General features: G+C 63.0%; 29 protein-coding genes and 1 pseudogene. 16 read left to right on the top strand and 14 right to left on the bottom strand.

The genetic code is table 11. The features are described 5' to 3' along the window. The first annotated feature begins 5 nt into the window (after positions 1 to 5). From Q7T45_RS03825 to Q7T45_RS03810, 4 genes are read left to right on the top strand one after another with little or no spacing between them, the layout of a single operon-like run. Positions 6 to 977 carry a YVTN family beta-propeller repeat protein gene (locus Q7T45_RS03825; protein WP_304867806.1) on the top strand — a complete coding sequence of 324 codons (972 nt, stop codon included), beginning with the start codon at positions 6 to 8 and terminating at the stop codon, positions 975 to 977. Continuing rightward, positions 974 to 1795, top strand: a complete 822-nt coding sequence (locus tag Q7T45_RS03820) for an ABC transporter ATP-binding protein (protein WP_370691202.1) — start codon at positions 974 to 976, stop codon at positions 1793 to 1795. Before Q7T45_RS03825 ends, Q7T45_RS03820 begins: the two co-directional genes overlap by 4 nt. Continuing rightward, positions 1792 to 2640 carry an ABC transporter permease gene (locus Q7T45_RS03815; RefSeq protein WP_304867804.1) on the top strand — a complete coding sequence of 283 codons (849 nt, stop codon included), beginning with the start codon at positions 1792 to 1794 and terminating at the stop codon, positions 2638 to 2640. The genes Q7T45_RS03820 and Q7T45_RS03815 overlap by 4 nt, the downstream gene beginning before the upstream one ends. Further along, the gene (locus Q7T45_RS03810; RefSeq protein ID WP_304867803.1) at positions 2637 to 3251 is read left to right on the top strand and encodes a hypothetical protein; all 615 of its coding nucleotides are present in this window, start codon (positions 2637 to 2639) and stop codon (positions 3249 to 3251) included. Before Q7T45_RS03815 ends, Q7T45_RS03810 begins: the two co-directional genes overlap by 4 nt. A 213-nt stretch (positions 3252 to 3464) precedes the next feature. Here the strand turns inward: Q7T45_RS03810 and Q7T45_RS03805 are convergent, their stop codons facing one another. Together Q7T45_RS03805 and Q7T45_RS03800 are read right to left on the bottom strand one after the other, a co-directional pair. After that, on the bottom strand, positions 3465 to 4034 hold the full coding sequence (locus Q7T45_RS03805; protein ID WP_304867802.1) for a PQQ-dependent catabolism-associated CXXCW motif protein: 570 nt from the start codon (positions 4032 to 4034) through the stop codon (positions 3465 to 3467). After that, positions 4031 to 4888 carry a substrate-binding domain-containing protein gene (locus Q7T45_RS03800; protein WP_304867800.1) on the bottom strand — a complete coding sequence of 286 codons (858 nt, stop codon included), beginning with the start codon at positions 4886 to 4888 and terminating at the stop codon, positions 4031 to 4033. Before Q7T45_RS03800 ends, Q7T45_RS03805 begins: the two co-directional genes overlap by 4 nt. Before the next feature lie 271 nt (positions 4889 to 5159). On the opposite strand from Q7T45_RS03800, the gene Q7T45_RS03795 reads away from it, so the two are divergent. Then, a complete protein-coding gene (locus Q7T45_RS03795) occupies positions 5160 to 6065 on the top strand; it encodes a quinoprotein relay system zinc metallohydrolase 2 (protein WP_370691201.1) in 906 nt (301 codons plus the stop codon). Between the two features lie 56 nt (positions 6066 to 6121). Continuing rightward, complete coding sequence (locus Q7T45_RS03790; RefSeq protein ID WP_304867796.1) at positions 6122 to 6952, top strand: quinoprotein dehydrogenase-associated SoxYZ-like carrier; 831 nt, start codon at positions 6122 to 6124, stop codon at positions 6950 to 6952. Positions 6953 to 7100: 148 nt separating this feature from the next. Here Q7T45_RS03790 and Q7T45_RS03785 read toward each other — a convergent pair whose 3' ends face one another. Next, complete coding sequence (locus tag Q7T45_RS03785) at positions 7101 to 7460, bottom strand: hypothetical protein (protein WP_304867794.1); 360 nt, start codon at positions 7458 to 7460, stop codon at positions 7101 to 7103. Between the two features lie 85 nt (positions 7461 to 7545). Between Q7T45_RS03785 and Q7T45_RS03780 the strand changes: the two genes are divergently transcribed. The 4 genes from Q7T45_RS03780 to Q7T45_RS03765 all read left to right on the top strand — a co-directional run bounded on the left by Q7T45_RS03780 (position 7546) and on the right by Q7T45_RS03765 (position 10399). Then, positions 7546 to 8526 carry an ABC transporter substrate-binding protein gene (locus Q7T45_RS03780; RefSeq protein ID WP_304867792.1) on the top strand — a complete coding sequence of 327 codons (981 nt, stop codon included), beginning with the start codon at positions 7546 to 7548 and terminating at the stop codon, positions 8524 to 8526. Between the two features lies 1 nt (position 8527). Then, a complete protein-coding gene (locus tag Q7T45_RS03775) occupies positions 8528 to 9265 on the top strand; it encodes an ABC transporter permease (RefSeq protein WP_304867790.1) in 738 nt (245 codons plus the stop codon). Next, complete coding sequence (locus Q7T45_RS03770) at positions 9255 to 9980, top strand: ABC transporter ATP-binding protein (RefSeq protein ID WP_304867788.1); 726 nt, start codon at positions 9255 to 9257, stop codon at positions 9978 to 9980. The genes Q7T45_RS03775 and Q7T45_RS03770 overlap by 11 nt, the downstream gene beginning before the upstream one ends. A 74-nt stretch (positions 9981 to 10054) precedes the next feature. Next, positions 10055 to 10399: a hypothetical protein gene (locus tag Q7T45_RS03765; protein ID WP_304867882.1), complete on the top strand. Its 345-nt coding sequence runs from the start codon at positions 10055 to 10057 to the stop codon at positions 10397 to 10399. Positions 10400 to 10432: 33 nt separating this feature from the next. Here the strand turns inward: Q7T45_RS03765 and Q7T45_RS03760 are convergent, their stop codons facing one another. Continuing rightward, positions 10433 to 10642, bottom strand: coding sequence for a hypothetical protein (locus Q7T45_RS03760; protein ID WP_304867787.1), 210 nt, complete (start codon positions 10640 to 10642; stop codon positions 10433 to 10435). Positions 10643 to 10753: 111 nt separating this feature from the next. Next, positions 10754 to 11617, bottom strand: coding sequence for a hypothetical protein (locus Q7T45_RS03755; protein WP_304867785.1), 864 nt, complete (start codon positions 11615 to 11617; stop codon positions 10754 to 10756). Between the two features lie 184 nt (positions 11618 to 11801). On the opposite strand from Q7T45_RS03755, the gene Q7T45_RS03750 reads away from it, so the two are divergent. Continuing rightward, complete coding sequence (locus tag Q7T45_RS03750; RefSeq protein ID WP_304867782.1) at positions 11802 to 12110, top strand: EthD family reductase; 309 nt, start codon at positions 11802 to 11804, stop codon at positions 12108 to 12110. A 92-nt stretch (positions 12111 to 12202) separates the two neighbouring features. Here Q7T45_RS03750 and pqqA read toward each other — a convergent pair whose 3' ends face one another. Together pqqA and Q7T45_RS03740 are read right to left on the bottom strand one after the other, a co-directional pair. Further along, entirely contained in the window at positions 12203 to 12283 is an 81-nt protein-coding gene (gene pqqA / locus Q7T45_RS03745) for a pyrroloquinoline quinone precursor peptide PqqA (RefSeq protein WP_035721241.1), read from the bottom strand. Between the two features lie 219 nt (positions 12284 to 12502). After that, the gene (locus Q7T45_RS03740) at positions 12503 to 12823 is read right to left on the bottom strand and encodes a hypothetical protein (RefSeq protein ID WP_304867780.1); all 321 of its coding nucleotides are present in this window, start codon (positions 12821 to 12823) and stop codon (positions 12503 to 12505) included. Between the two features lie 161 nt (positions 12824 to 12984). On the opposite strand from Q7T45_RS03740, the gene Q7T45_RS03735 reads away from it, so the two are divergent. Further along, complete coding sequence (locus tag Q7T45_RS03735; protein ID WP_304867779.1) at positions 12985 to 13236, top strand: hypothetical protein; 252 nt, start codon at positions 12985 to 12987, stop codon at positions 13234 to 13236. Between the two features lie 7 nt (positions 13237 to 13243). Here the strand turns inward: Q7T45_RS03735 and Q7T45_RS03730 are convergent, their stop codons facing one another. Both Q7T45_RS03730 and Q7T45_RS03725 read right to left on the bottom strand, forming a co-directional pair. Next, the gene (locus Q7T45_RS03730) at positions 13244 to 13516 is read right to left on the bottom strand and encodes a hypothetical protein (RefSeq protein WP_304867777.1); all 273 of its coding nucleotides are present in this window, start codon (positions 13514 to 13516) and stop codon (positions 13244 to 13246) included. Between the two features lie 123 nt (positions 13517 to 13639). Then, positions 13640 to 14608, bottom strand: a complete 969-nt coding sequence (locus Q7T45_RS03725) for a helix-turn-helix domain-containing protein (RefSeq protein WP_304867775.1) — start codon at positions 14606 to 14608, stop codon at positions 13640 to 13642. Between the two features lie 427 nt (positions 14609 to 15035). Between Q7T45_RS03725 and xoxF5 the strand changes: the two genes are divergently transcribed. The 4 genes from xoxF5 (at position 15036) to gfa (ending at position 19202) form a co-directional block, all read left to right on the top strand. Next, positions 15036 to 16838 carry a lanthanide-dependent methanol dehydrogenase XoxF5 gene (gene xoxF5, locus Q7T45_RS03720; protein ID WP_304867773.1) on the top strand — a complete coding sequence of 601 codons (1803 nt, stop codon included), beginning with the start codon at positions 15036 to 15038 and terminating at the stop codon, positions 16836 to 16838. Positions 16839 to 16910: 72 nt separating this feature from the next. Further along, the gene (locus Q7T45_RS03715; protein ID WP_304867772.1) at positions 16911 to 17423 is read left to right on the top strand and encodes a c-type cytochrome, methanol metabolism-related; all 513 of its coding nucleotides are present in this window, start codon (positions 16911 to 16913) and stop codon (positions 17421 to 17423) included. 67 nt (positions 17424 to 17490) lie between these two features. Beyond that, the gene (locus Q7T45_RS03710; RefSeq protein ID WP_304867771.1) at positions 17491 to 18600 is read left to right on the top strand and encodes an S-(hydroxymethyl)glutathione dehydrogenase/class III alcohol dehydrogenase; all 1110 of its coding nucleotides are present in this window, start codon (positions 17491 to 17493) and stop codon (positions 18598 to 18600) included. Positions 18601 to 18632: 32 nt separating this feature from the next. Continuing rightward, on the top strand, positions 18633 to 19202 hold the full coding sequence (gene gfa / locus Q7T45_RS03705; protein WP_304867769.1) for an S-(hydroxymethyl)glutathione synthase: 570 nt from the start codon (positions 18633 to 18635) through the stop codon (positions 19200 to 19202). 190 nt (positions 19203 to 19392) lie between these two features. On the opposite strand, the gene Q7T45_RS03700 is transcribed toward gfa, so the two are convergent. The 5 genes and pseudogenes from Q7T45_RS03700 to Q7T45_RS03680 all read right to left on the bottom strand — a co-directional run. Beyond that, the gene (locus Q7T45_RS03700; protein WP_304867768.1) at positions 19393 to 20364 is read right to left on the bottom strand and encodes an oligopeptide/dipeptide ABC transporter ATP-binding protein; all 972 of its coding nucleotides are present in this window, start codon (positions 20362 to 20364) and stop codon (positions 19393 to 19395) included. Further along, complete coding sequence (locus tag Q7T45_RS03695; RefSeq protein ID WP_304867767.1) at positions 20361 to 21335, bottom strand: ABC transporter ATP-binding protein; 975 nt, start codon at positions 21333 to 21335, stop codon at positions 20361 to 20363. The genes Q7T45_RS03700 and Q7T45_RS03695 overlap by 4 nt, the downstream gene beginning before the upstream one ends. Next, entirely contained in the window at positions 21336 to 22235 is a 900-nt protein-coding gene (locus tag Q7T45_RS03690) for an ABC transporter permease (RefSeq protein WP_304867765.1), read from the bottom strand. Next, positions 22232 to 23158 (bottom strand): ABC transporter permease, encoded by a 927-nt coding sequence (locus Q7T45_RS03685; RefSeq protein WP_304867763.1) that lies wholly within the window; start codon positions 23156 to 23158, stop codon positions 22232 to 22234. The genes Q7T45_RS03690 and Q7T45_RS03685 overlap by 4 nt, the downstream gene beginning before the upstream one ends. Positions 23159 to 23195: 37 nt before the next feature. Then, positions 23196 to 23434 (bottom strand): annotated as a pseudogene (locus Q7T45_RS03680) (ABC transporter substrate-binding protein); the annotation flags it as partial.

Genomic DNA, 23434 nt, shown 5'->3' with positions numbered 1-23434 from the left:
CGCGCATGTGGCGACGTTACCTGATTTCCGCAATCGTCCTGTGGCTCGCGGCCGTGACGCCGGCTTCCGCCTTCATCGCCTATGTCTCGAATGAGAAGAGCAACACGGTATCGGTGATCGATACCGACAAATGGGTCGTCACCAAGACCATCAAGGTCGGCCAGCGACCGCGCGGCATCGAGTTCACCAGGGATGGCAAGTTCGTGCTGGTCGCGGTTGGCGATGACGACAAGATCGAGGTGATCGATGCCGCGAGCCAGCGGGTGGTGGACTCACTCCCCTCCGGTCCCGATCCGGAACTGTTCGCCCAGGATGCCGCCGGCAAATTCCTCTACGTCGCCAACGAGAACGACAACACGGTGAGCATCGTCGATCTCGAAAAGCGCGTCCGCGTCGGCGACATCCAGGTCGGCGTCGAGCCTGAAGGTATGACGCTGAGCCCGGACGGCAAGATCCTGATCAATACGTCCGAGACGACCAACATGGCGCATTTCATCGACACCGCGACGCGCCAGATCGTCGCCAATGTGCTGGTCGATGCGCGGCCGCGCTTTGCCGAGTTCAAGCACGACAGCTCCGAATTGTGGGTGTCGTCGGAGATCGGCGGCACGGTGTCCATCATCGATCCCGTCAAGCGCGTGATTACCGGCAAGATCAGTTTCAACATTCCCGGCCTGCGGCGCGAAGCGATCCAGCCGGTCGGCATCGGCATCACCAGGGACGGCAAGACCGGCTTCATTGCGCTGGGTCCCGCCAACCGCGTCGCCGTCGTCGACGCCACCAGCCATGCCGTCACCAAATATCTGCTGGTCGGCCAGCGGGTCTGGCACATGGCATTCACGCCGGACGAAAAATACCTGCTGGTGACCAATGGCGTATCCAACGACGTCTCGGTGATCGACGTGTCGGCGCAAAAGGTCATCAAGACGATCCAGGTCGGCGAGCTCCCCTGGGGAATAACGTTCGCGCAGCCATGACCGCCACCAACGCACCCTCCACCAGCCAGCCGCAGCCGGATCCCCGCCCCCGGCAAGATGCCGCGGCAATTCCCGCTCTGTCGATCGCAGGCATCAGCCATTCCTACGGGCCCCGTCACGCCCTCATCGATATCAATTTCACGGTGGCGCCGGCCAGCTTCACGGCGCTGCTTGGCCTCAACGGCGCCGGCAAGAGCACCTTATTCTCGCTGGTCACGCGGCTGTTCGGAATCCAGGCCGGACGCATCGGCATTTTCGGCCACGACGTCGGCCAGGCGCCCGGCGAAGCGCTGCGGCTGCTCGGAGTCGTGTTCCAGCCCCGCACGCTCGATCTCGATCTGTCGGTGACGCAGAACCTGCTCTATCACGCCGCGCTGCATGGCATCGCGCGACGTGAGGCGCGCCTGCGCAGTGACGAGGTGCTCGCGCGCATAGGGCTTGCCGACCGCGCCAGCAGCAAGGTTCGCGACCTCTCGGGCGGCCAGATGCGGCGGCTGGAGATCGCCCGCGCGCTGCTGCATCGTCCGCGCCTGTTGCTGCTCGACGAGGCGACCGTCGGCCTCGACGTCAAGGCCCGCGCCGACATCCTCAGCCACGTCCGGCAGCTGGTGACCGAACAAGGCATCGGCGTGTTATGGGCGACCCACCTGTTCGACGAGATCATGCCAGGCGACGATCTCGTGGTGCTGCATCAGGGCCGGGTTCTGGCGCGCGGGCCGGTCGAAGATATCATCGCCGAGGCCGGAGCCCACGACATCAACTCCGCCTTCATGCGCCTGACCGGGGCTGCGGCGGAATCCGGGAGGCCAGCGCCATGAGCTCCACGGCAACAGGGCAAACCCGGCGCGGCTTTTCGCTCGCCGAATACATCACCTGCCTGAACGGCATCGTGTGGCGCGAGGCGCTGCGGTTCCTGCACCAGCGCGAGCGCTTCGTTTCGGCACTGGTGCGACCGCTGGTGTGGCTGTTCATCTTCGCCGTCGGCTTCCGTCAGGTGCTGGGTATTTCCATCATCCCGCCCTACGAAACCTACATCCTCTACGAGGTCTATATCGCGCCCGGATTGATGGCGATGATCCAGCTGTTCAACGGCATGCAGTCGTCGCTCTCGATGGTCTATGACCGCGAGATGGGCAACATGCGCACCTTGCTGGTGAGCCCGTTGCCGCGCTGGTATCTGCTGTTCTGCAAGCTGCTGGCGGGAACCGCGGTCTCGCTGCTGCAGGTCTATGCCTTTCTCGTGATCGCGTGGTTCTGGGATATCGCGCCGCCTCCAACAGGCTATCTGACGGTGCTGCCGGCGCTGATCCTGTCGGGGCTGATGCTGGGCGCGCTGGGCATGCTGATCTCCTCCGGCATCAAGCAGCTCGAGAACTTTGCCGGCGTGATGAATTTTGTCATTTTTCCGATGTTCTTCGCATCCTCTGCGCTCTATCCGCTGTGGCGGGTGCTGGAGGGCAGCCCCCTGCTCTATTATGTCTGCCTGTTCAATCCATTCACCCATGCGGTCGAACTGATCCGCTTTGCGCTGTACGAGAAGACGAACTGGGTTTCGCTTCTCGTCGTCGGTGGCTGCACGGCGGTCTTCATGATCGGCGCGATATATGCCTATGATCCCCAGCGCGGCCTGGTCCGCCGCGGACCCGCCGGAGGCGAAACATGAGACGGCGCATCGCGATCGCGGCAATGTTAGTCGTCGCAGCATCGACCGATGTCTGCGTCGCGGCCGATCCGCGCTACCCGGACTGGCCGTGCGTCCAGGCCAAGGTGCCGGAAATCTCGCTCGCCGCGGTGTGGGCCGGCCCCTCGCTCGACGACGCCACAACCACCTGGAAGAACGATCCCAAGGTGAGCGCGCTGGTGCCGAAACTGGCCGCCCGGCGTACGCCGCTCGAGGAGGCCGAAAAGACCATCGTGGAATTTCTGGCCACGTCGCCAACCGACAAAGCGACAAAAGGCAAGCTGCTGTTCGCCGGCCTGTTCGATACCCTCAATGCCCAGCGCTCGCAGGTCCTGAACGGGCTCGAACGCGTGACCCGCAAGCAGCGCGAAGCCGCCGACAAGATCCGGGCGACCACGGCTGCGCTGCAGGCGCTGCAGAGCGCATCGCCGCCCGAGCAGCCGAAGATCGACGAGCTCAGCAACCAACTGGTCTGGGAAGCGCGGATCTTTGAAGACCGGCGGCGCGTCATCACATTCGTTTGTGAAGTGCCCACCACGATCGACCGGCGGCTGTTCGCACTCGGCCGCGTGATCCAGCAGGAGATGGAATAGCCGGCGCCTTTCTTCTCCCCTCCACCCGCGAAGCAGTGGGGAGGGGTCGGGGGTGGGGGGTCTATCAACGGATTCGACTGTCAGCGAATTTGCTGAAGCACCCCCCACCCCCGACCCCTCCCCGCCGCGCGCAAGAGCGCGTGGAGGGAGGGGAGCGAAGAGCATCGCAAGCGATGCGTATCGATGGATGAAGCATTATAATCGGAAATTGCACTAGAGCCTGGATGCCTTCTCCTCCTCCGCCCGCGGCTCCGGATGCGATTCAGCCGTCGGCAGGCCGGCACGCTCCCAGCCGTCGGTACCATCGGGATACCAGGCCACATTGGCATAGCCGTAGGACAGAACCCGCTTGGCGGCGTTCCAGGACATCCAGCAATCGGCCTGGCAGTAGATCACGAGCAACGCGGCGTTGTTGCCGCCGGTGGCACGGGCAAGACCGCGCCGAAAATAATCTTCGGTCGCCGGCGCCAGCTTTCCGTAGCCGGTGTCGGGCAGCCAAACGGTGCCGGGTATGCTCAGCCGCGGCTTGTCACGCCATATCGTGCCGGCTGGCAGGTTTGGCGGCTTGGGTGCGCGCGGCAGCACGTCGATGAAAACAGCGCTGGCTGTGCGCCATATCGTTTCCGCCTCAGCAGTGGTAAGGACGCGCACGCCTGACAGCGTTGCAGGGACCGGCGCGCGATAATTTTCCGTGCGGTAACCATCGGGTTCGGAAACCTTCTCCTGCGCATGCGCCGTGGCAACCAACGCCGCAAGCGCGAGCCCCGCGAGCTTCCCCATCATGGCGACTTTTTCGTCACCTCCGTGCCGATCGGCCGATCGTTCTCGTCGAGCAAGGGAACGCCGTATTCGAGCAGTATCTTGTTGATGGCCGGCTGGTTCTCTTCGATCAGACGGTTGAGCATCCGTTTCCAGTTCTGGTCGGCCGGCCGCACCGCCATCCCGATGCGATAGGTGAGTCGGGATCCCGTTGTTTCCTTGACCAGCGGCGCGACATGCAGTGGCGGGCTGGCCTTCTTGGCGTAGAAGCCGGCGATCGGTCCCCAGAGAACGGCGACGTCAATCGTTCCCGACGTCAGATCGTTGATCATGGCTTCTGCCGACGAATCGAGCCGGGTATCGATCATCAACGGATAGGACTTGGCGTCGACCATCAAACCATGCGCGGACATGCTGGTAGCCGGTGGCGTACCGGCGACGATGCCGATGTGCTTGCCTTTCAGGCGCGCGTCTCCCAGCGTCGTGACCTCATCGAGACCGCTGCCCTGCTTGGCGACCAGCGCGTAGGTGGTGCGGTAATAGGGATTGGTGCCCTGGACCAGGTCGTCGCCCTGCGGATAGCCCATGATGACGTCGCAGCGATGCGCGGCGAGCGTCATCCGGATAAAGCCGGCGGCCTGCGGAAAGTAGGTATAGTCGAGCTTCTTCTGAAGCTTCGCGGCGAACAATTCGGCGAGCTTGTTCTCGAACCCCTCGCCCTTCTCATTGGTGAACGGCAAATTGCGCGGGTCGGCGCATACCCTCAACACGTTGGGATCGACCAGCTCGATCGACAGATCGGTGCCGCCATCACGCGTCTGCGCCTGCGCGAGGTCACTGCCGACCAGCGTTGCAGTGATCGCAAGCAACGCGATCAAGCGTCCGCGATATCGTACGGTATGTGTCGTTGAAGGCAGCTGCACGTGTGGCCCACCAATTATTTTTCGGCTTCCCATGGCGATTTCCATGGACCAACGTCCGCAGGAAGCCGCAACCTGCAAAATGCTATGCTTCGCAATTGCAGCGTGCAACAGGATAATCCTCGCTTGCATGCTGCGGCGCAAACCAGTCTCGATGACGACGCATGACGTTGTCGACACCGCTTCGTGATGAGACGGAGGCAGAAATATGGCTTGCCGCGTTTGGCTCATGACTGCACTCGCCCTGCTCGGCGCACCAACTTTCGTATGGGCGCAACAACAGGCATTGCCCGTTGACGAGATTGCGCCCGGCGTCTTCGTGCACAGCGGCAAGACCGCGTTGATGACACGCGAGAACGCCGGTGCGATTGCCAATATCGGCTTCATCATCGGCGAGAGCGCGGTTGCGGTGATCGACACCGGCGGCAGCGTTCGTGAGGGGCAGCAGCTGCTTGCCGCGATCCGTGCCCGGACCGACAGGCCAATCCGCTACGTCATCAACACGCATGGCCACCCGGACCACATGTTCGGCAACATCGCCTTCGTCCAGGATGGGACCAGCTTCGTCGGTCACCGAAACCTGCCGCGCGCCCTCACCACCCGCGGGCCATTCTATATCGAAGCCTTTCGCCGGATCATGGGCGGCGAGTTGATCGACGACGTGCGGATGGTGCCGCCGACGATCCTGGTCGACGGCATCACCACACTCGATCTCGGCTCGCGAACCCTGACCTTGAGGGCATGGCCGGCGGCTCACACCGACAACGATCTCACCGTGCTCGACGAGCAAACCAGGATCCTGTTCGCCGGCGATCTCGTGTTCCTCAGCCATACTCCGGTGCTGGACGGCAGTCTTCGCGGATGGCTTGATGTGATCGACGAACTCGCCACCCTCCCCGCGCAACGCGTGGTTCCCGGTCACGGAGTTGTGAGCGAATGGCCGGCCGCCCTCGCCGACCAGCGGCGCTACCTCCAGACACTGGCGTCGGACGTTCGCGCCCTCATCGCCAGCGGCAAATCGATAACGGCCGCAGCCGGTGCGGCCGCGGCCGCCGAACGCTCACGATGGCAATTGTTCGACGATTTTCATGCCCGCAACGCAACCGCAGCATTTTCGGAAATTGAATGGGAATGAGTTGAACAATCCTGTAGACTCGCGTCATTGTCTCCATCCCTGCGAAGGGCGTGACCATGTCCGGATATCGCTTCCGCCTGTCCTGCCTTGCCGGCCTGCTCGGCGTCATGCTCGGAGCGCCCCTTGCGCCCGCGGCAGCTCCCGACCCCAACGACCCGTGGCCCGGCCTGGTCCAGGACATCTTCAACAACCGCGCGATGAACGACGGCGCCGACATCATCGGCATCGAGATGCCATACCGGGCCGAGGATGCGGCGATCGTGCCGGTGACCCTGCGTTCCAAGCTGCCACCCGGCGACAGCCGCCGCGTGCTGCGGATCACGCTGGTGATCGACCAGAATCCCGCGCCGCTGGCGGCGAAGTTCGAGCTGGGGCCGGACGCCAACGTGTCGGAAATCTCGACGCGCGTGCGCATCAACAACTATACCGACGTGCATGCGGTGGCCGAACTGAGCGACGGAAAGCTCTATATGGCCAAGACCTATGTAAAGGCATCCGGCGGCTGCTCCGCGCCCGCCGCCAAGACCGCCGACGACGCCAGAAGCCGGCTGGGCCAGATGCGATACCGGCAATTCGCGCGGCCGGGCCAAGGTCCTGCCAGCGGCGCCCGCGAGGCGCAAATCATGATCGGACATCCCAGCAATTCCGGCCTGCAGATGGACCAGGTCACGCAGCTCTACACTCCCGCCTTCTTCATCGACCGTTTGCAGATATGGCAGGACGACAGCCCGGTGCTGGCGATGGAAGGCGGGATCTCGATATCGGAAGATCCCAATATCCGGTTCACCTATGTTTCCAATGGCGCGAAACGCTTCCGTGCCGAGGCCAGGGACACCGAAGGCCACATCTTCCGGAACGAATGGAAGATCGACGATTCCAGCATGTGAAGCAGCCCATCCTTCGAGACGGCCACTTGGTGGCCTCCTCAGGATGAGGTCCAACTTGTTGAAGCAACAACGACCTCATGCTGAGGAGCGAGCGACGCGAGCGTCTCGAAGCATGGGCAGCAAGCGACTTGCCGATCCCGCGCCGGTTCTAGAAGCATCGCACTTCCGCTTCGGCCTGTGCACGCCGGAGTTCGTTGAGCGCGCTCGCCGCCTGTTCGGACGTGCGGAACTGGCCCCCCAGATTGCCGCGCACCTGCGCCATGCTCAGCACCGTTTCGGCCGTGACATAGCGCTCATAGGGCACGATCGATGCGACGACGTCGATCGAACAGGAGCACTGCTCGATCGCCTGTCGCGTCTCGCCATTCGCTTTCAGGCAGCCAAAGACGTATTCCGCCCGCACTGAAGTCGGGTAGTCGTTGATTTCCTGGGCCTCGGCGATCATGGCCGTCGCCATGATCAAGGCGAGCGCGGCGACAATTCGTCGTACTAATCCGACACGCATCATCGACTTCCTTCCACTGCCAAACGTGGAAGCTATGCTATGACTGCCTTGCTGAAAAGAAAACGTTGCAGCAAACGGCTTGAACACGATGACTGCTTTTCCTCGCCTGTTGATGGCGGCAATTGTTCTGACCGTCGCTCAGTTCGGCCCCTGCCGGGGCGCGGAGACCGTGCGCGTTGCAGTGCAGAAGAGCGGAACCTTCGCCTGGGAACTGGCTGTGATCCGCGCGCATGGCCTCGACCGCAAGGCGGATCTCTCGGTCCAGGTTCTTGAACTCGCGAGCCCCGAAGCCGGCAAGATCGCACTTCGGGCCGGCAGCGCCGATATCATCGTTTCCGACTGGCTATGGGTGTCGCGCGAACGCGGGCTTGGCGCCAGACTGACATTCTATCCGTATTCGAGCGCGCTCGGCGCCGTGATGGTGCCGGCCGAATCCCCGATCCGGAAATTGGCCGATCTCAGGGGCCGCAAGCTCGCCGTCGCCGGCGGCCCGATCGACAAGAGCTGGCTGCTGCTGCAGGCATGGTCGAAACAGGGCGGCATCGACCTGAAATCGGAGTCGACGATCGTGTACGGCGCGCCACCGTTGCTGACGGCCAAGACGCTGGGTGGCGAAATGGACGCCACCCTCAATTACTGGAATTTCTGCGCCGTGCTGGAAGCCAAAGGCTTCCGCCGCCTCGCCGGCATCGAGGATGTCGTGCTGAAACTCGGGGCCACCGGCCGCACCGCCATGATCGGTTATGTCTTCGACGAAAACTGGGCGAGCGCCAACCAGGATGTGGCAGCCCGCTTTATCGCCATGACCCGCGCGGCGAAGGAGATCCTGGCGACGTCGGACGCGGAGTGGGACAAAATCGCAGCCCTGACCGGCGCTGCCGACGCGGCAACCTTGCGCGCCTACCGCGATCGTTACCGGGAAGGCATTCCGCGTCGCCTGATCGCCGAGGAAGAAGCCGACGCGCGCGTGCTGTACCGCGTGCTGGCGACGGCCGGCGGCCGTGAACTGGTTGGCCCGGCGACGGAGCTCGATTCCGGAACATTTTATCACGCGATCCCGGGAGACTGATGTGCCGCGCCTGCTGTCATCAGCGGTGTTCCTGGCGACCTGGTGGATCGCCTCGCTGCTCATTGGCGACGTCAAGCTGCCGCCGCCCCCCGCCGTGCTCGCGGCGGTGATATCAGAAGCGAGGTCCGGCGCGCTGTTCCTCCATCTCGGCGTGACCCTGGCTCGCGTCGCCCTCGCCTTTACGCTTGCGATGTCGCTGGGCTCCGCCATCGGTTACCTGATGGGCCGGGTGCGGCTCGCCGATCGGCTCGGCGATCCCTGGCTGATCCTGCTACTCAACTTGCCGGCGCTCGTCGTCATCGTGCTTGCCTACATCTGGGCCGGATTGACGGAGGTCGCGGCGATCGCGGCCATTGCCATCAACAAGCTTCCAACCGCCGTCGTCACCCTGCGCGAGGGAACGCGCGCGCTGGACGCGTCGCTCGACGAAATGGCGACGGTATTTGCCTTGCCGCGCTGGACCAGGTTCCGGCATGTCATCTTGCCGCAACTGGCGCCTTACATCGCGGCCGCGGCGCGATCGGGGCTTTCGCTGGTCTGGAAGATCGTGCTGGTGGCGGAACTGCTCGGACGTTCGAACGGCGTCGGATTCCAGATTGGCGTGGCGTTCCAGCTGTTCGACATCCCCCTGTTGCTCGCCTACTCCCTGAGTTTCACCGCGGTGGTGCTCGTCATCGAAACTTTGCTGGTGCAGCCCTTTGAACTCCGACTATTTCGGTGGCGTCCCCGTGCGGCTTGAAGTCGATATCGCCAGCAAGACCTTCACGAGTGCTGCGGGCGAGGTGCACGACGTACTCGCCGGCATCCGCTTTACGCTCGAGGCGGGAGAGGTCGGCGTGCTGGTTGGCCCGTCCGGCTGCGGCAAGAGCACCATGCTCAGGATCCTCGCCGGTCTCGACCCCGACTATCGGGGCCACGTCTCGCGTCCGGCCGCGGCACGGATCGGCATGGTCTTCCAGGAACCACGGCTGCTGCCCTGGCGCTCGGTCGAAGACAATGTCCGGCTTGCGGCACCTCTGGCCGACGAAGCGAAGCTGTCGGCCCTGTTCGCCATTCTCGAACTGGACGCCCATCGCAGCCATTTCCCCGGCGAATTGTCGCTCGGCCTCGCCCGCCGGGTCGCCCTCGCCCGCGCCTTCGCCATTGAGCCGGACTTCCTCATTCTCGACGAACCGCTGGCCTCGCTCGATGGCCCCCTCGCCGCGCGCCTGCGCGATCAGATCGCCATATTGGTGGACCGCCGTACCGTGATGACGCTGCTGGTGACCCATGACATCGACGATGCGGCTCGTCTCGGCGACCGCCTGTTCCTGCTGTCGCCGCGACCGGCGCGGATCGTCGCGGAGGTGGCCATCCGCACGCCGCGCAGCGCGCGGGGAGATGCCGCGATCGCGACGATCAAGGCCGACATCGCGCGGCGGATGGCGGGCGATCCAACCGGACGAGTTGCCTGATAGGCAGGTTTTGCGGCGCATGCTAGATACACCGTCGGCGAAAATGGCACGATCGGGAATGGAGGGATGGCATGATGCGATGGATCCTGGCTTCGGTCGCGCTGTTGCTGGCGAGCGGCGGCGAACTTGCCGCACAGGGCAAGGGCATCCGGCTCTGGAACCTGACCACGTCGACCATCTCAGGGTTTGAACTATCGCCGGCTGGCAAGAACAGCTTCGGACCCAACCAGACCTTGAACGACAAGGACAAGGAGGTCGACCACGACGAACGCCTGCGCATCACCGGCGTGGAGCCCGGACGTTACGATGCCAAGGTCAGTTATCCCGACAAAAGGCAGTGCTTCGTCAGGAACATCGAAATCAAGGCAGATGCGGTGTTTTCGATCGCCGACAAGGACTTGAAGGACTGCAAGAAGTAACCGGCGTCAGGATCAGGCTTCAGTCTCGCGGCGTCAGGCCTTGTCGTGGTAGCGCGGATATTCGCAGCGCCATTTCACCGCGGTCCATTTCGGGTGCTCGCCTACCCACTGCGCGATGTAGGGTTGGGCCGCCATGACGCATTGCCGGGGCGACACGTTGGAAGAAAACACCAAATGCTGCTCTTCGCAGGTGGTCGGCGACAGCACGGCACATACGGTGATGATCAGGTCGATCGCATTCATGGTTTGAACCCCTGAGCTGATTCGTGAATGTACCTCGACAGCTACGTGGCGGGCTGATCAAAGTTGCACACCACCATGAACCCCCGGAACACGCCCGGCCGTTTGTCCGTCCTAGAAATTGACGCCGAATGTTAACCGCGCCTGGTGGCGTTCGAAATTCACGAGATCGAGCGCGGCATTCGATCCGGCCAGCCGGCCCCAGGCCTGCACACTCCAGGCCGCCGTCATCCACGCGCCTGGCGACAGCTGCAGATAAGCCGTTGGGCCAATAAACAAGGCCTGGCCCGCGAGCTCGTCCAGACCAAACCCTTCATATCGCCTGAAGTAGCGCGCTTCACCGCCGAGAAGAACGCCCGGGCGTGCTTTCACCATCACGCCGAGCGCAGCGCCCAGGCTGGCTTCCCGCTCCGTGGCTCCCGTAACGACAGTTCGCGTCCATTCCGGCTGATAGCTCAGATTGAGCGTGGCGACGGCAAAGCTCGGAATCAACTCACGGTCCAACGCCAGCTTGAACTCTGTCCCGTAGCTTCGGACGACCGCCGCCGTTGTCTCGTCGACGCGATCAGCGAAGCTTTCGACTGCAACCGTCAGGCCGAACGGGGCTGCGTCCTTGTTGAGAAACCGGTAGCGCAAGTCCACGGCAACGCCCTGCCAGGATAATTGGCGCCGGTCCTCGAGGCCTGGAACGCCGGCGATGTTGTGCGATGCAAAGGTGTTTCCCAGCTCCACACGGAAATTCTTGACGGGCACGAATTCCACGTCCATTTGCTGACCGACCGCACGGTAGTTTCCGCCAGTCCTGGAAAATCGGCCGGTCGTCTTGCTCTCGAATTCGCGCTCGCCCACATTGCCGACATCCGAACCGATCATGAAGCCGAACAGATGCTCGGTATCGATGCCCTCGGCACGGGCGCAGGCCGGCAGCAGCGCGAGGCACAGGATGGCCGGCCGGAGCATTTTTGCGCGAATTGGCATTCACAGTCCGCGGGCCATGAAAGAACGGAAGGCGACCGTACCGCTGGTCGCAGCAGCACTCTACCACGGCGCGTGGCTGCCAGCGACCCATTGGAACGCTTGATCCCCGAGTTCAGATCGGATGCAATGCGGACCTCGACGGGCCAGGCCCGCTTGCCAAAACAACAGGGAGGAAATGATCCAAATGGCGAAAGTTCTCGTGATGTACAAGAAGCCAAAGAGTGCCGAAGCCTTCGACAAGCACTACGCGGCGGTTCACATTCCCCTTGCGAAGAAAATTCCCGGCCTGAAGAAATACGATATCAGCCGCGGCGGGGTCGGAACGCCAGCCGGTCCCAGCGACATTCACCTTGTCGCCACGCTGCATTTTGACTCGCTTGATGCCCTCAAGGCCGGCATGGCCTCGCCGGAGGGAAGAGCCGCGGGGGGAGATCTTGCAAACTTCGCCGATGGCGGAGCCGACCTCTACCTTTTCGACACGAAGGAAGTTTGATGTATCCGAGCTGTCCTGCAGTGACAGCGACGTCTGCCACGGCTCGCAGCAGCAGAGCGCTGCCAGAGCCGGGCAGATCGTTTCGATGCAGTCTATTTGCGCGCGGCGCAGGCGTACATGTTGATTTCCATGCCCACCGGCACCTCGACGATCTTCGGAGTTTTCCAGGTCATTCGGGTCTCCCAAGTAGTTTGCAAGACGTCACTTGCAAGCAGTTTGGCGCGAGGTCGCGCCGTGGTTGAACCTAAGACCACCGCGGACGCTGCGCAAGTACGCAAGACCTAACGCCGCACATGTTTGCCATCGCCCGACGGGCAATATTTCTCTCTTGGACAAAGTCACTTCTCTCTTGGACAACATTGCGCAAAACGATCGGCGTTGTCCGTCATCCGTCAGCAGTCCTTGCCAGCATCGGGCTTGGCACCCTGGGCCCGTTCCGCTGCCGTCGGCTGACCTTGCATCTGCCGCTGTGCATCCTGTGAAGAGGCCGCAGCGTTGCCGCTAGCCTGGTTCATCGTGCTGGTCGGCGGATGGCCCTTGGCATCGGCGGCCATGCCGGTGGTGGTCTGGCCGCTGCCCGTCGCAGCGGGCCCGGAACCTGCATCCTTGAGATTTGCGGATCGGCCCGTGGTATCGCAGGGACCTGCGAACGCGCTGCCGGCGCTCAAAACAAGGATCGAGCAACCGGCAAGAATGAGTCGTTTCGTGTTCATCTGTATCTCCTCTGTCCCGGCGCGTGCCCCGGCGTGCGAAGACAAAGGGGAAACCGACCCGGTCGCCTCAGGTTCCGGGTGGCATCGCGAATTGCGCTGTTATTTAATCAGGCGCTTTCGTGTTCCCGTCCATCAACCCTCAAGGATTTGCGAGGCCATCCGTGCGATTCTTGTGCAAGGGATCTCTCGCCACGGTGTTCGCAATCGCGCTGGCGTGGTCCGCGACCGCGCAGAACGGATCGCCGGGCCAGCCAACGCCTGACGCGGCAACGGCGCCGGGAGCGCTGACGGGAAAGGAGCGTCTCGGCCGCAAATGGATGGACGAGCAGCGCATCGACAATTGCAACGTGCCGATCGACATGCGGGGAACCAGGCCGCGGCCGAGTGTCTGCCCGCATGCTCCGACCAGCTGATTAACCGTCAAACGCCGCCGGGCTGAACGTAACAGAACACGTAACCGGCGCGACTGAGAAAGACGATGCCGTGACCGGTGGGATTCGAACGATCCCATTTCAGTTTATGGTCCGGGATTTCGATCTCCGTTCCGTTGCGGATGTGCGGCCTGCCGAGCGGCGCATCGGGCCGATCATCGGTGATGCGCGCGTAACTCTTGCCGTCCCGAACATGGATCTCATCGGCCCAGTAGGCGTCGGCTTCGCCGCAGCAGGATGCATTCGGATTGTCGGGCTGCATCAAGGCCTCGTACCATTGCCGGATGGCCGGATCCGCGTTTTCCCATTGGCCAAGATCGCGCGCGTTCGCACCTGCTGCCAAACAACCGAAAACACAGAAAAAGCATGGCGCTAGGCGGGCGGTCTAGGAAGCGTCCGGAGACGGGCTGTGGTGCTGCGCCTTGTGGATGGAAGACGGAACCACGCCGAAATATTTGCGGAAGACGCGGCTGAAATGCGACGAGCTCGAAAAGCCCCACGAAAATGCGACATCCGTGATGGTCTTTCCGGCCTGGGTTTCCAGCTCCTGGCGGCAATTCTGTAGCCTGGCCTGCCAGATATGGTCGCTGACGGTGACGCCCCTGTCACTGAACAGCATGTGCAGATATCGCTTGGTGCAGCCCAGCGCCGCCGAGATCTGATCGATACTGAGATCCGGGTCGCGCAAATGTTCGCGGATGAAGAACTGTGCCCGGACATAGGTCGCCTCGGCGCCGCCACGATCGAACATCGTGTCGGCCTCGCGAAGCGGCAGCAGCAGGAGATCGATCAGCGAATCGGCGACGCCGATGGCGTTGTACGGCGACAGCTTGGTGGCTTCGTCGAACACCGCATGCACGAAGTCGTGGGCAATGCGCCCGGTGCCGGTGCGTGCCGAGAGTTTGCAGGCCGACATCTTCGACAGGCGGACACCGCGCTCGCGCAGCAGTTCCTTGGGCACGATGACAACGTCGTGCCGCGTCAGCGCGGGACTGATGATCGTATGCGGACACGACACATCGTAGACGAGACAGTCGCCGGGCTTCAGTTCGAGATGACGGCCGTTCTGTTCGAAGTAGGAAATGCCGTGAGTCTGGAACAGTATCTTGACGAAGGGATGTTCCCCTGATCGCACGCGCGACGGCGCATGCGCGATCCGATGCTGGCTGACCTCGATCTGGCAGAGTTTTAACTGGGACACGGTGGTGTAGTTGATCCGCGCCTCGAGCGATGAAGCATGCATCGGATCGACATCGAATCGCCCGCACAGATCTGTCAGCGCATCGGACCAGAACTGGACCTGTCGCTTCGGCGCCAATCCGGAAGTGCTTAGCGAGCGGACCATATCGGACATTGTCCAGCCACCGATTCGAGAAACGTGACTGTTGCCGCGAACGGCTCGGTCACGGTGAAGCGCCATTTAGCCCAAGCATTTATTCAAGTTAGATGGTTCCAGTCAGAACGGTCGTCTTTGCCTGAGCATCTTATGTCCCGGGATGCGTTCAACAATCCTCCGACTTAGTTTCCACGCCGTCAAGGGAAACCTCAACCTTCGGTAGCTCACGCCGCCCAACCTTCATTGCACTGCCGCATGTGTGGCACGACGTGGGACCCTGCGGTGGGACTGACATCAAAAAATTCGCTGAGCTTCGCTTTGGAGCAAACCCCCTTCCCTCTTGGGCAAGTTTCCCATGACGGAACGGGATAAGCATACGGAACAAAATGGAGAAAAGTGGGCCGTTTCGGCGGAACCCAAAGCTCATCAGTGGGAGGAATTCGCTATGCGCAAGGTGCTTCTGGCAACCCTTGGCTCCATCGCGGTGTTAACCGCGGGCGGCGCTTGGGCCAACGACGAACTGATCAAGATGTCGCAGAACCCGAAGGACTGGGTGATGCCGGCAGGCGACTACGCCAACACACGCTACTCCAAGCTCAACCAGATCAACGCGGCCAATGTCGGGAAGCTGCAGGTCGCGTGGACATTCTCGACCGGCGTGCTTCGCGGCCATGAGGGCGGACCACTCATCATCGGCAACATGATGTACGTCCACACGCCCTTCCCGAACAAGGTCTATGCTCTTGACCTATCCAAGGACAACCAGATCGTCTGGAAGTACGAGCCCAAGCAGGATCCGAACGTCATCCCGGTGATGTGCTGCGATACGGTTAACCGTGGCGTGGCCTATGGGGATGGCAAGATCTTCCTGCATCAGGCCGATACGACGCTGGTCGCCCTCGACGCCAAGACCGGCAAAGTGGCGTGGAGCGTAAAGAACGGTGACCCCGGCAAGGGCGCCACCGGCACGTCGGCCCCGCTCGTGATCAAGGACAAGGTTCTGGTCGGTATCTCCGGCGGCGAATTCGGCGTGCAATGTCACGTCACCGCCTACGATCTCAAGTCCGGCAAGCAGGCGTGGCGGGCGTTCTCGGAAGGTCCGGACGACCAGATCATGGTCGACCCGGTCAACACCACCGAACTCGGCAAGCCGGTCGGCAAGGATTCCAGCATCAAGACCTGGCAGGGCGATCAATGGAAGATCGGCGGCGGCTGCACATGGGGCTGGCTGTCCTACGATCCGGCTGTGAACCTCGTCTACTACGGCTCCGGCAATCCCTCGACCTGGAATCCGAAGCAGCGTCCGGGCGACAACAAATGGTCGATGACCATCTTCGCGCGCAATGCCGATACCGGCATGGCGAAATGGGTCTACCAGATGACGCCACATGACGAGTGGGACTATGACGGCGTCAACGAAATGATCCTCAGCGATCAGCAGATGGGCGGAGCAGAACGCAAGCTGCTGACCCATTTCGATCGTAACGGCCTTGGCTACACCCTCGACCGCATCACGGGCGAATTGCTGGTCGCCGAGAAATATGATCCGAAGGTCAACTGGACCAGCGGCGTCGACATGAATAAGGCCTCCCCGACCTACGGCCGTCCCAAGGTTCTCGATCAATATTCGACCGAGAAGACCGGCGAAGACAAGAACACCAAGGGGATCTGCCCGGCCGCGCTCGGCACCAAGGATGAGCAGCCGGCGGCCTACTCGCCGGATACGCAGCTGTTCTACGTGCCGACCAACCACGTCTGCATGGACTACGAGCCGTTCAAGGTGAGCTACACCGCGGGCCAGCCCTATGTCGGGGCGACGCTTTCGATGTATCCGCCTCCCGGCGAGACCCACATGGGCAACTTCATTGCCTGGGACAACAAGACCGGCAAGATCGTGTGGTCGAACAAGGAGCAGTTCTCGGTCTGGTCCGGTGCGCTTGCTACCGCCGGCGGCGTGGTGTTCTACGGAACGCTCGAAGGCTACCTCAAGGCGGTCGATGCCAAGAGCGGCAAAGAACTCTACAAGTTCAAGACCCCGTCCGGCATTATCGGCAACGTCACGACCTATGAGCAGGGCGGCAGGCAGTATGTCGCAGTACTGTCCGGCGTCGGTGGCTGGGCGGGTATCGGCCTGGCAGCCGGCCTGACCGATCCGACCGCCGGCCTCGGCGCCGTCGGTGGCTACGCTGCGCTCAGCAACTACACCGCGCTCGGCGGATCACTGACCGTGTTCGCCTTGCCGCAGTAGACTGAGCCAACCTCGTTCCGGTGCATGGAGTTGTTCCATGCACCGGTTCGCCTGCCTACGAATGTCGAGGAAATGCTCTTGCGTACAATCTGGTTTGCGGGTGCCGCGATCATCATCGTGGTATCAGGAAGAATTGCCATCGCCGAAGCTCCGGTCGATCCGGCCGCCGTCAAATCCGAGGACGGCAAGTACCTCGACAAGGAAGGCAGCCCGACCTTCAAGGTTGCGTCCGACGGAACGGTGGATTGGTACACCTACTCCGGGTACCGGCGGTACCACTCGGAATGCCACGTCTGCCATGGCCCCGACGGGATGGGGTCGACTTATGCCCCTGCGCTTACGGACTCGCTCAAGGTCATGAGTTACGGCGATTTCATGGGCGTGGTCGCGAGCGGTCGCCAGAACGGCAATTCCGTTATGCCGGCGCTCGGCGATAATCCGAACGTCGCCTGCTACATGGACGACCTGTACGTCTATCTGCGTGCCCGCGCCAATGACGCCGTCGGTCGCGCGCGTCCTGCCAAGAAGGAAGACAAGCCGGAAGCCTACACCCAGACGGAGAATTCCTGCATGGGCAAGAAATAGCGGACACGCGAAAGCGCGCGTCACAACATGTTCTTGCCGCGCTTGAAAAGCGAAAGTGGAGTTGAGAATGAAGACACGCGCTGCAGTCGCGTTCGAAGCAAAAAAGCCTCTCGAGATTGTCGAGGTCGATCTGGAGGGACCGAAGGCCGGTGAAGTCCTTGTCGAGATCAAGGCGACAGGGATCTGTCACACCGACGCCTACACCCTGGACGGCTTTGACAGCGAAGGAATCTTTCCCTCGATCCTCGGTCATGAGGGCGCGGGCATCGTTCGTGAGGTCGGCGCCGGCGTGCTCTCGGTGAAGCCGGGCGATCATGTCATCCCGCTCTACACCCCCGAATGCCGCCAGTGCAAAAGCTGCCTGAGCCAGAAGACCAATCTTTGCACCGCGATTCGCGCCACCCAGGGCAAGGGCGTGATGCCGGACGGCACCTCGCGCTTCAGCCACAAGGGCAAGCCGATCTTCCATTACATGGGTTGCTCGACGTTTTCGAACTTTACCGTGCTGCCGGAAATCGCGGTGGCAAAGATCCGCGAGGACGCCCCCTTCGACAAGAGTTGCTACATCGGCTGCGGCGTGACGACCGGCGTCGGCGCGGTGGTCAACACCGCCAAGGTCACGCCGGGCGCCAACGTGGTCGTGTTCGGGCTCGGCGGCATCGGCCTCAACGTCATTCAGGGCGCCAGGATGGTGGGCGCCGACAAGATCATCGGCGTTGATATCAACGACGGCAAGGAGGAATGGGGCCGCCGCTTCGGCATGACGCATTTCGTCAATCCGTCCAAGATCAGCGGCGACATTGTTCAGCACCTGGTCGGGCTGACCGACGGCGGCGCCGACTACACCTTCGACTGCACCGGCAACACCACCGTGATGCGCCAGGCGCTCGAGGCCTGCCATCGCGGCTGGGGCGTCTCCGTGGTGATCGGGGTCGCCGAATCCGGCAAGGAAATCGCCACAAGGCCGTTCCAGCTGGTGACCGGCCGGGTCTGGAAGGGCACCGCGTTCGGCGGCGCGCGCGGTCGCACCGATGTACCGAAGATCGTTGACTGGTACATGAACGGCAAGATCGCGATCGACCCGATGATCACGCACGTGCTCAAGCTCGAAGAGATCAACAAGGGCTTCGATCTAATGCACGAAGGCAAGTCAATCCGTTCGGTAGTCGTATTCTGAGTCAAAAACGTCCAACACAAGGAGGATAGCCCATGACTGTTCATATCCACCCATCGGTTGACAGCGGCGTCAAGAAAGGCTCGGGCAGCTTTACCGGCGGCACCCTCGTCTGCAAATGCAAGGACAAGCCGGTCAAGGTCGGCATCAAGGGCGATGTCGCCCACAACCACGCCTGCGGCTGTACCAAATGCTGGAAGCCCGAGGGGGCGACCTTCTCGGTCGTCGCCGTGGTGCCGCGGGAAAATGTGACGGAGCTCGAAAACGGCGACAAGCTGCATATCATCGACGCCTCCGCGGCGATCCAGCGACATGCCTGCAAGGCTTGCGGCACGCATATGTACGGCCGCATCGAGAACAAGGGACATCCCTTCTATGGTCTCGACTTCATTCACCCCGAACTGTTCCAGGAAGCCGGCTCGGCCGCGCCGGGTTTCGCGGCATTCGTGTCGTCGGTGATCGAGTCCGGCGTCGCGCCATCGGAGATGGCGGGTATCAGATCGCGCCTGACGGAACTCGGGCTCGAGCCCTATGATTGCCTGTCTCCGGCGCTGATGGATGCGATCGCCACCCACGTCGCGAAATCGAGACAGAAGGCGGCTTGATCCCGCCTTGCGCGCGGCCAGCAGTCGTTCCCCGGATGCAGTGCAGCGCGCCGCACTTGCGGCGTGGTGCGCTGCTGATCCGGGGTCCATGTTCAATGGGTCCCGGCTCTGCGGCGCATCGTGCCGGACGATGCTTCGAATCGCCGGGAGAACGCTGCGCCGCGTCCGGGACACGCGTTGTTATGCGGCGTCAGGCGGCCAGCCTGGTGCCGCCATCGTGCAAATGGCATGCGACGAGCCCCTGCCCGTCGCGGAGCAGGCGCGGCGGCTCGATCCGGCAGCGTGGACCGGCATCCGGACAACGCGGATGGAAGACGCACCCCGGCGGTGGCGCCAGCGGATCGGGAAAGCTCAGGCCCAGACCGACATCGGGAACGCCGAGCCCGGGCTCCGGCGTCAGCACCGAAGCAAGCAGCGCGCGTGTGTAAGGGTGGCGCGGCGCGCGGAACAGGTCTTCACGGCGGGCGGTCTCGACGATGCGCCCGAGATACATCACGGCGACGCTGGTCGCGACATGCTCGATGACAGCGAGATTATGACTGATGAAGATGTAGGTCAGGCCGAAATCGCGGCGCAGGTCGAGCAGCAGATTGAGGATTTGCGACTGCACCGAGACATCAAGCGCGGAGGTAGGCTCGTCGAGCAAAACGATTTCGGGTTCGACGACCAACGCACGGGCAATCGCGACGCGCTGGCGCTGTCCGCCGGAAAGCTCATTCGGATAGACGTCGGCGTGGCGCAGCGCCAGACCGACGCGATCCAGCATCGCAATGGCCCGCTCCCGGCGTTCACGCGCCGTACCGATGCCCTGCACCGCGAGCGGCAGTGCGACGATCGAGGCGACCGTGCGGCGCGGATTGAGCGACGAATAGGGGTCCTGGAACACCGGCTGGATGCGGCGGGCGAGCGCCCGGCGTCCGATCGAGGCCACGTCGGTGCCGCCGAACCGGATCACGCCCGCATTGGGCTTGAGGATTCCGAGCAGCATTTTGGCGAGCGTGGACTTGCCGGAGCCGGACTCACCCACGAGACCGAGCACCTCGCCCTTCTCGACCGCAAGATTGACATCAACGACGGCGCGCAGCGTCTGGCTGGCGGCGAACAGCCCGCGCCCGACCGAAAAATCGCGCGACACACCGGAGGCTTCGAGCAACGCGCTCATGCGGCCACCGCTTCGCCGAGGATACAGCGCCAGTCATGTCCGCCATCGGAGCGCACCGGAACGGTCCGGGCACATACCGGCTGTGCGAAATCGCAGCGGTCGCGGAACGCACAGCCAGCCACGTCTCCGATCAGGGACGGCACGATGCCCCTGATGACGCCGAGCCGGTCGCCCGGCCTGGTTGCGCCCGGCACCGGAATGGAAGCCATCAGCCCGCGTGTGTAGGGATGACGCGGCGCCGCGAACAGATCGGCGGCGCTGGCCGACTCGACGATTTCCCCGGCATACATCACGGCCACCCGATGCGCGACCCGCGCGACGACGCCGAGATCGTGGGTGATCAGCACGATGGCGATGCCGAGATCCTGCTGCAGCTCGACCAGCAGCCGCAGGATTTGCGCCTGGATGGTCACGTCGAGCGCGGTGGTGGGCTCGTCGGCAATCAGCAGCGACGGCCCGCACATCAGCGCCATCGCGATCATGATGCGCTGGCGCAGGCCGCCGGAAAGCTGGTGCGGATATTGTCCGAGCCGCGCCGCGGCATTGGTGATCCCGACCATTTCGAGCAGCGCGACTGCGCGCTCACGCGCCACCGCCATTGTCGAGCCCTTGTGGCGGCGATGTACTTCGGTGAGCTGATCGCCGATCGTGTAGGCCGGGTTCAGCGCCGTCATCGGCTCCTGAAACACCATGGCCATGCGCGCTCCGCGCAATTCCGCGAGCCGGCGCGCCGGAAGCGCAGCGAGGTCATGGCCCTCGAAGCGCATGCGGCGCGCACTTCGCTGTGCCGCGCGCGGCAACAGGCCCATCAAGGCGAGCGCCGTCATCGACTTGCCGCAGCCGGATTCGCCAACCAGGCACAGGGTTTCGCCGCTATGCAGCGAGAACGACACATCCCGCACCGCATGCAGCGTTCCGCGCGCCGTCGCGATGTCGACCGTCAGACCTTCGACCTCGAGCAGAACAGCCACTTAACCCCTCCCCCCGGGCGCCGAGACGTCACGAATACCGTCGCCGACCATATTCACGGCAAAGACCAGAACCGCGAGCGCGGTGCCGGGAATGGCAATCAGCCAGAACGAGAAGAACATGTAGGTCTTGGCCTCGGCGATCATCAGCCCCCAGGACGGCAGCGGCGGCTGGACGCCGAGACCGAGGAAGGAGAGCGCGGCCTCGAGCAGGATCGCGCTGGCGGCTTCGACGGTCGCCACGACGACGAGCTGGGGCAGCAAATTCGGCAGCACTTCGCCAACAATGACGCGCAGGGTCGACGCGCCGGCGGCCTCCGCCGCCGCCACATAGTCGAGCACCCGCACCTGCTGCGTCGCGGCCCGCATTACTACGGCGAAGCGGTCCCATTTGAGCAGGCCAAGCACCAGGATGACGACCCAGAGCGAGCCGCCGACCGTCGCAACGACCGCGAGCGCAACCAGAATGAGCGGAAGCGCCAGCCGCACCGTGATGACGAAGGTCACGATCATGTCGACACGGCCACCGAAAAACCCGGCGGCAAGCCCGAGCACGGTGCCGATCAGGCCGGAAATCACCATCACGGCCGCGCCTATCAGAAGCGATATCTGCGAGCCATAGAGCACGCGCGAGAGATAGTCGCGGCCGAGATTGTCGGTGCCGAGCAGATGCGCCCAACTGCCCTTCTCGTACCAGATCGGCGGAATCATGCGGCGGGACAGGTCCTGCGCGTAAGGATCATGCGGGGCGATCAGCGGCGCGAGCAGCGCCACCATGACGATGAGCGTCAGCAGGCCGGTGCCGATGAGCAGGCCGCGATGCGCCATGATCCGGCGACGCAACAATGTGCCCGATGACGCCGTCGTCAGGTCCAGAACGGGAATCGCGGCGACATCGGTCATGATCCGCTCCCGACCCGGATGCGCGGGTCGAGCCAGGCGTTGGCAAGATCGGCGGCAAGTGTGAGGCCCACATAAAGGAGGGAGAGCAGTGTCACGATGGCCTGCGTGACGGGAAGATCCTTATGGGTGATCGACTGAAAGGCGAGATAGCCGAGGCCATCGAGGGCGAACACGGTCTCGATCACGACCGAGCCGCCGAGCAGGAAACCGAGTTGCACCGCCGAGAGCGCCACCACGGGAACGAGAGCATTGCGCAGCGCGTGCTTGAGCACCACCGAGGTTGAAGACAGCCCCTTGGCGCGGGCGGTGCGGACATAATCCGAGGCCAGCACCTCGATCATACCGGCACGCACCAGCCGCATGATGGCGGGCGCGATGTAATAGCCGAGCACCACGGTCGGCAGGACGAAATGGGCCCAGCTGTCGCTGCCCGATACCGGAAGCAACCTCAGCATCACGGCAAACACGATCATCAGGATCAGGGCGAAAAAGAAGCTTGGCAACGCCTGTCCGATTACCGCCAGCGCAAGACAGAGGCGATCGATCCAGCTGTTGGGATAAAGCGCCGCCAAAATCCCGAGCGGCAGCGACACCGCGAGCGCGAAGATCAGCGAGAACAACGCCAGCAGCGCCGTGGTCGGCAGTTTTTCGAGCACGAGCGCATGGACGTCGGTCTTGAAGAACAGCGACGTGCCGAAGTCGCCGCGTGCCATCTTCGCGGCCCACTCGAGATACTGCACGATGAGCGGACGATCGAGGCCGAAAATGCGCCTGATGTTCTCGATGTCCTCGCTGCGCGCGCCTTCCCCGGCGAGTGCGATCGCGACGTCGCCGGACGCACGCAGCAACAGGAAGGCGAGCGCGGAGACGACCACCGCGACCAGAACGGCAAGTCCAAGACGCTTCAGGGCGTAGATCAGCATCCGATGGCGGAGCGTGAGAGATGGCGCACGCTGGCCCTCACTTGTACGACATTTCCCAGAAGCGCGGGATCTCGTCCGGATAGGCGGTGAAGACGAGGTCCTTGTTGGCAACGTAATAGGTGGTCAGCGAATAGAGCGGCAGCGAATAGGCCCGCTCCGCGATCAGGGCGAGCGCCTTGCGATAGGCCTCCTTGCGCACCGCCGGATCGACCTGGGAGTCGCCGCGTTGCAGGAAGTCGCGCACTTCCGGATCGCGCGAGATATCGTCCGGGCCGA

It is taken from the genome of Bradyrhizobium sp. (genome assembly GCF_030646015.1).
Classification (GTDB): domain Bacteria; phylum Pseudomonadota; class Alphaproteobacteria; order Rhizobiales; family Xanthobacteraceae; genus Bradyrhizobium.
This window is presented reverse-complemented; position numbering and strand designations above follow the sequence as displayed.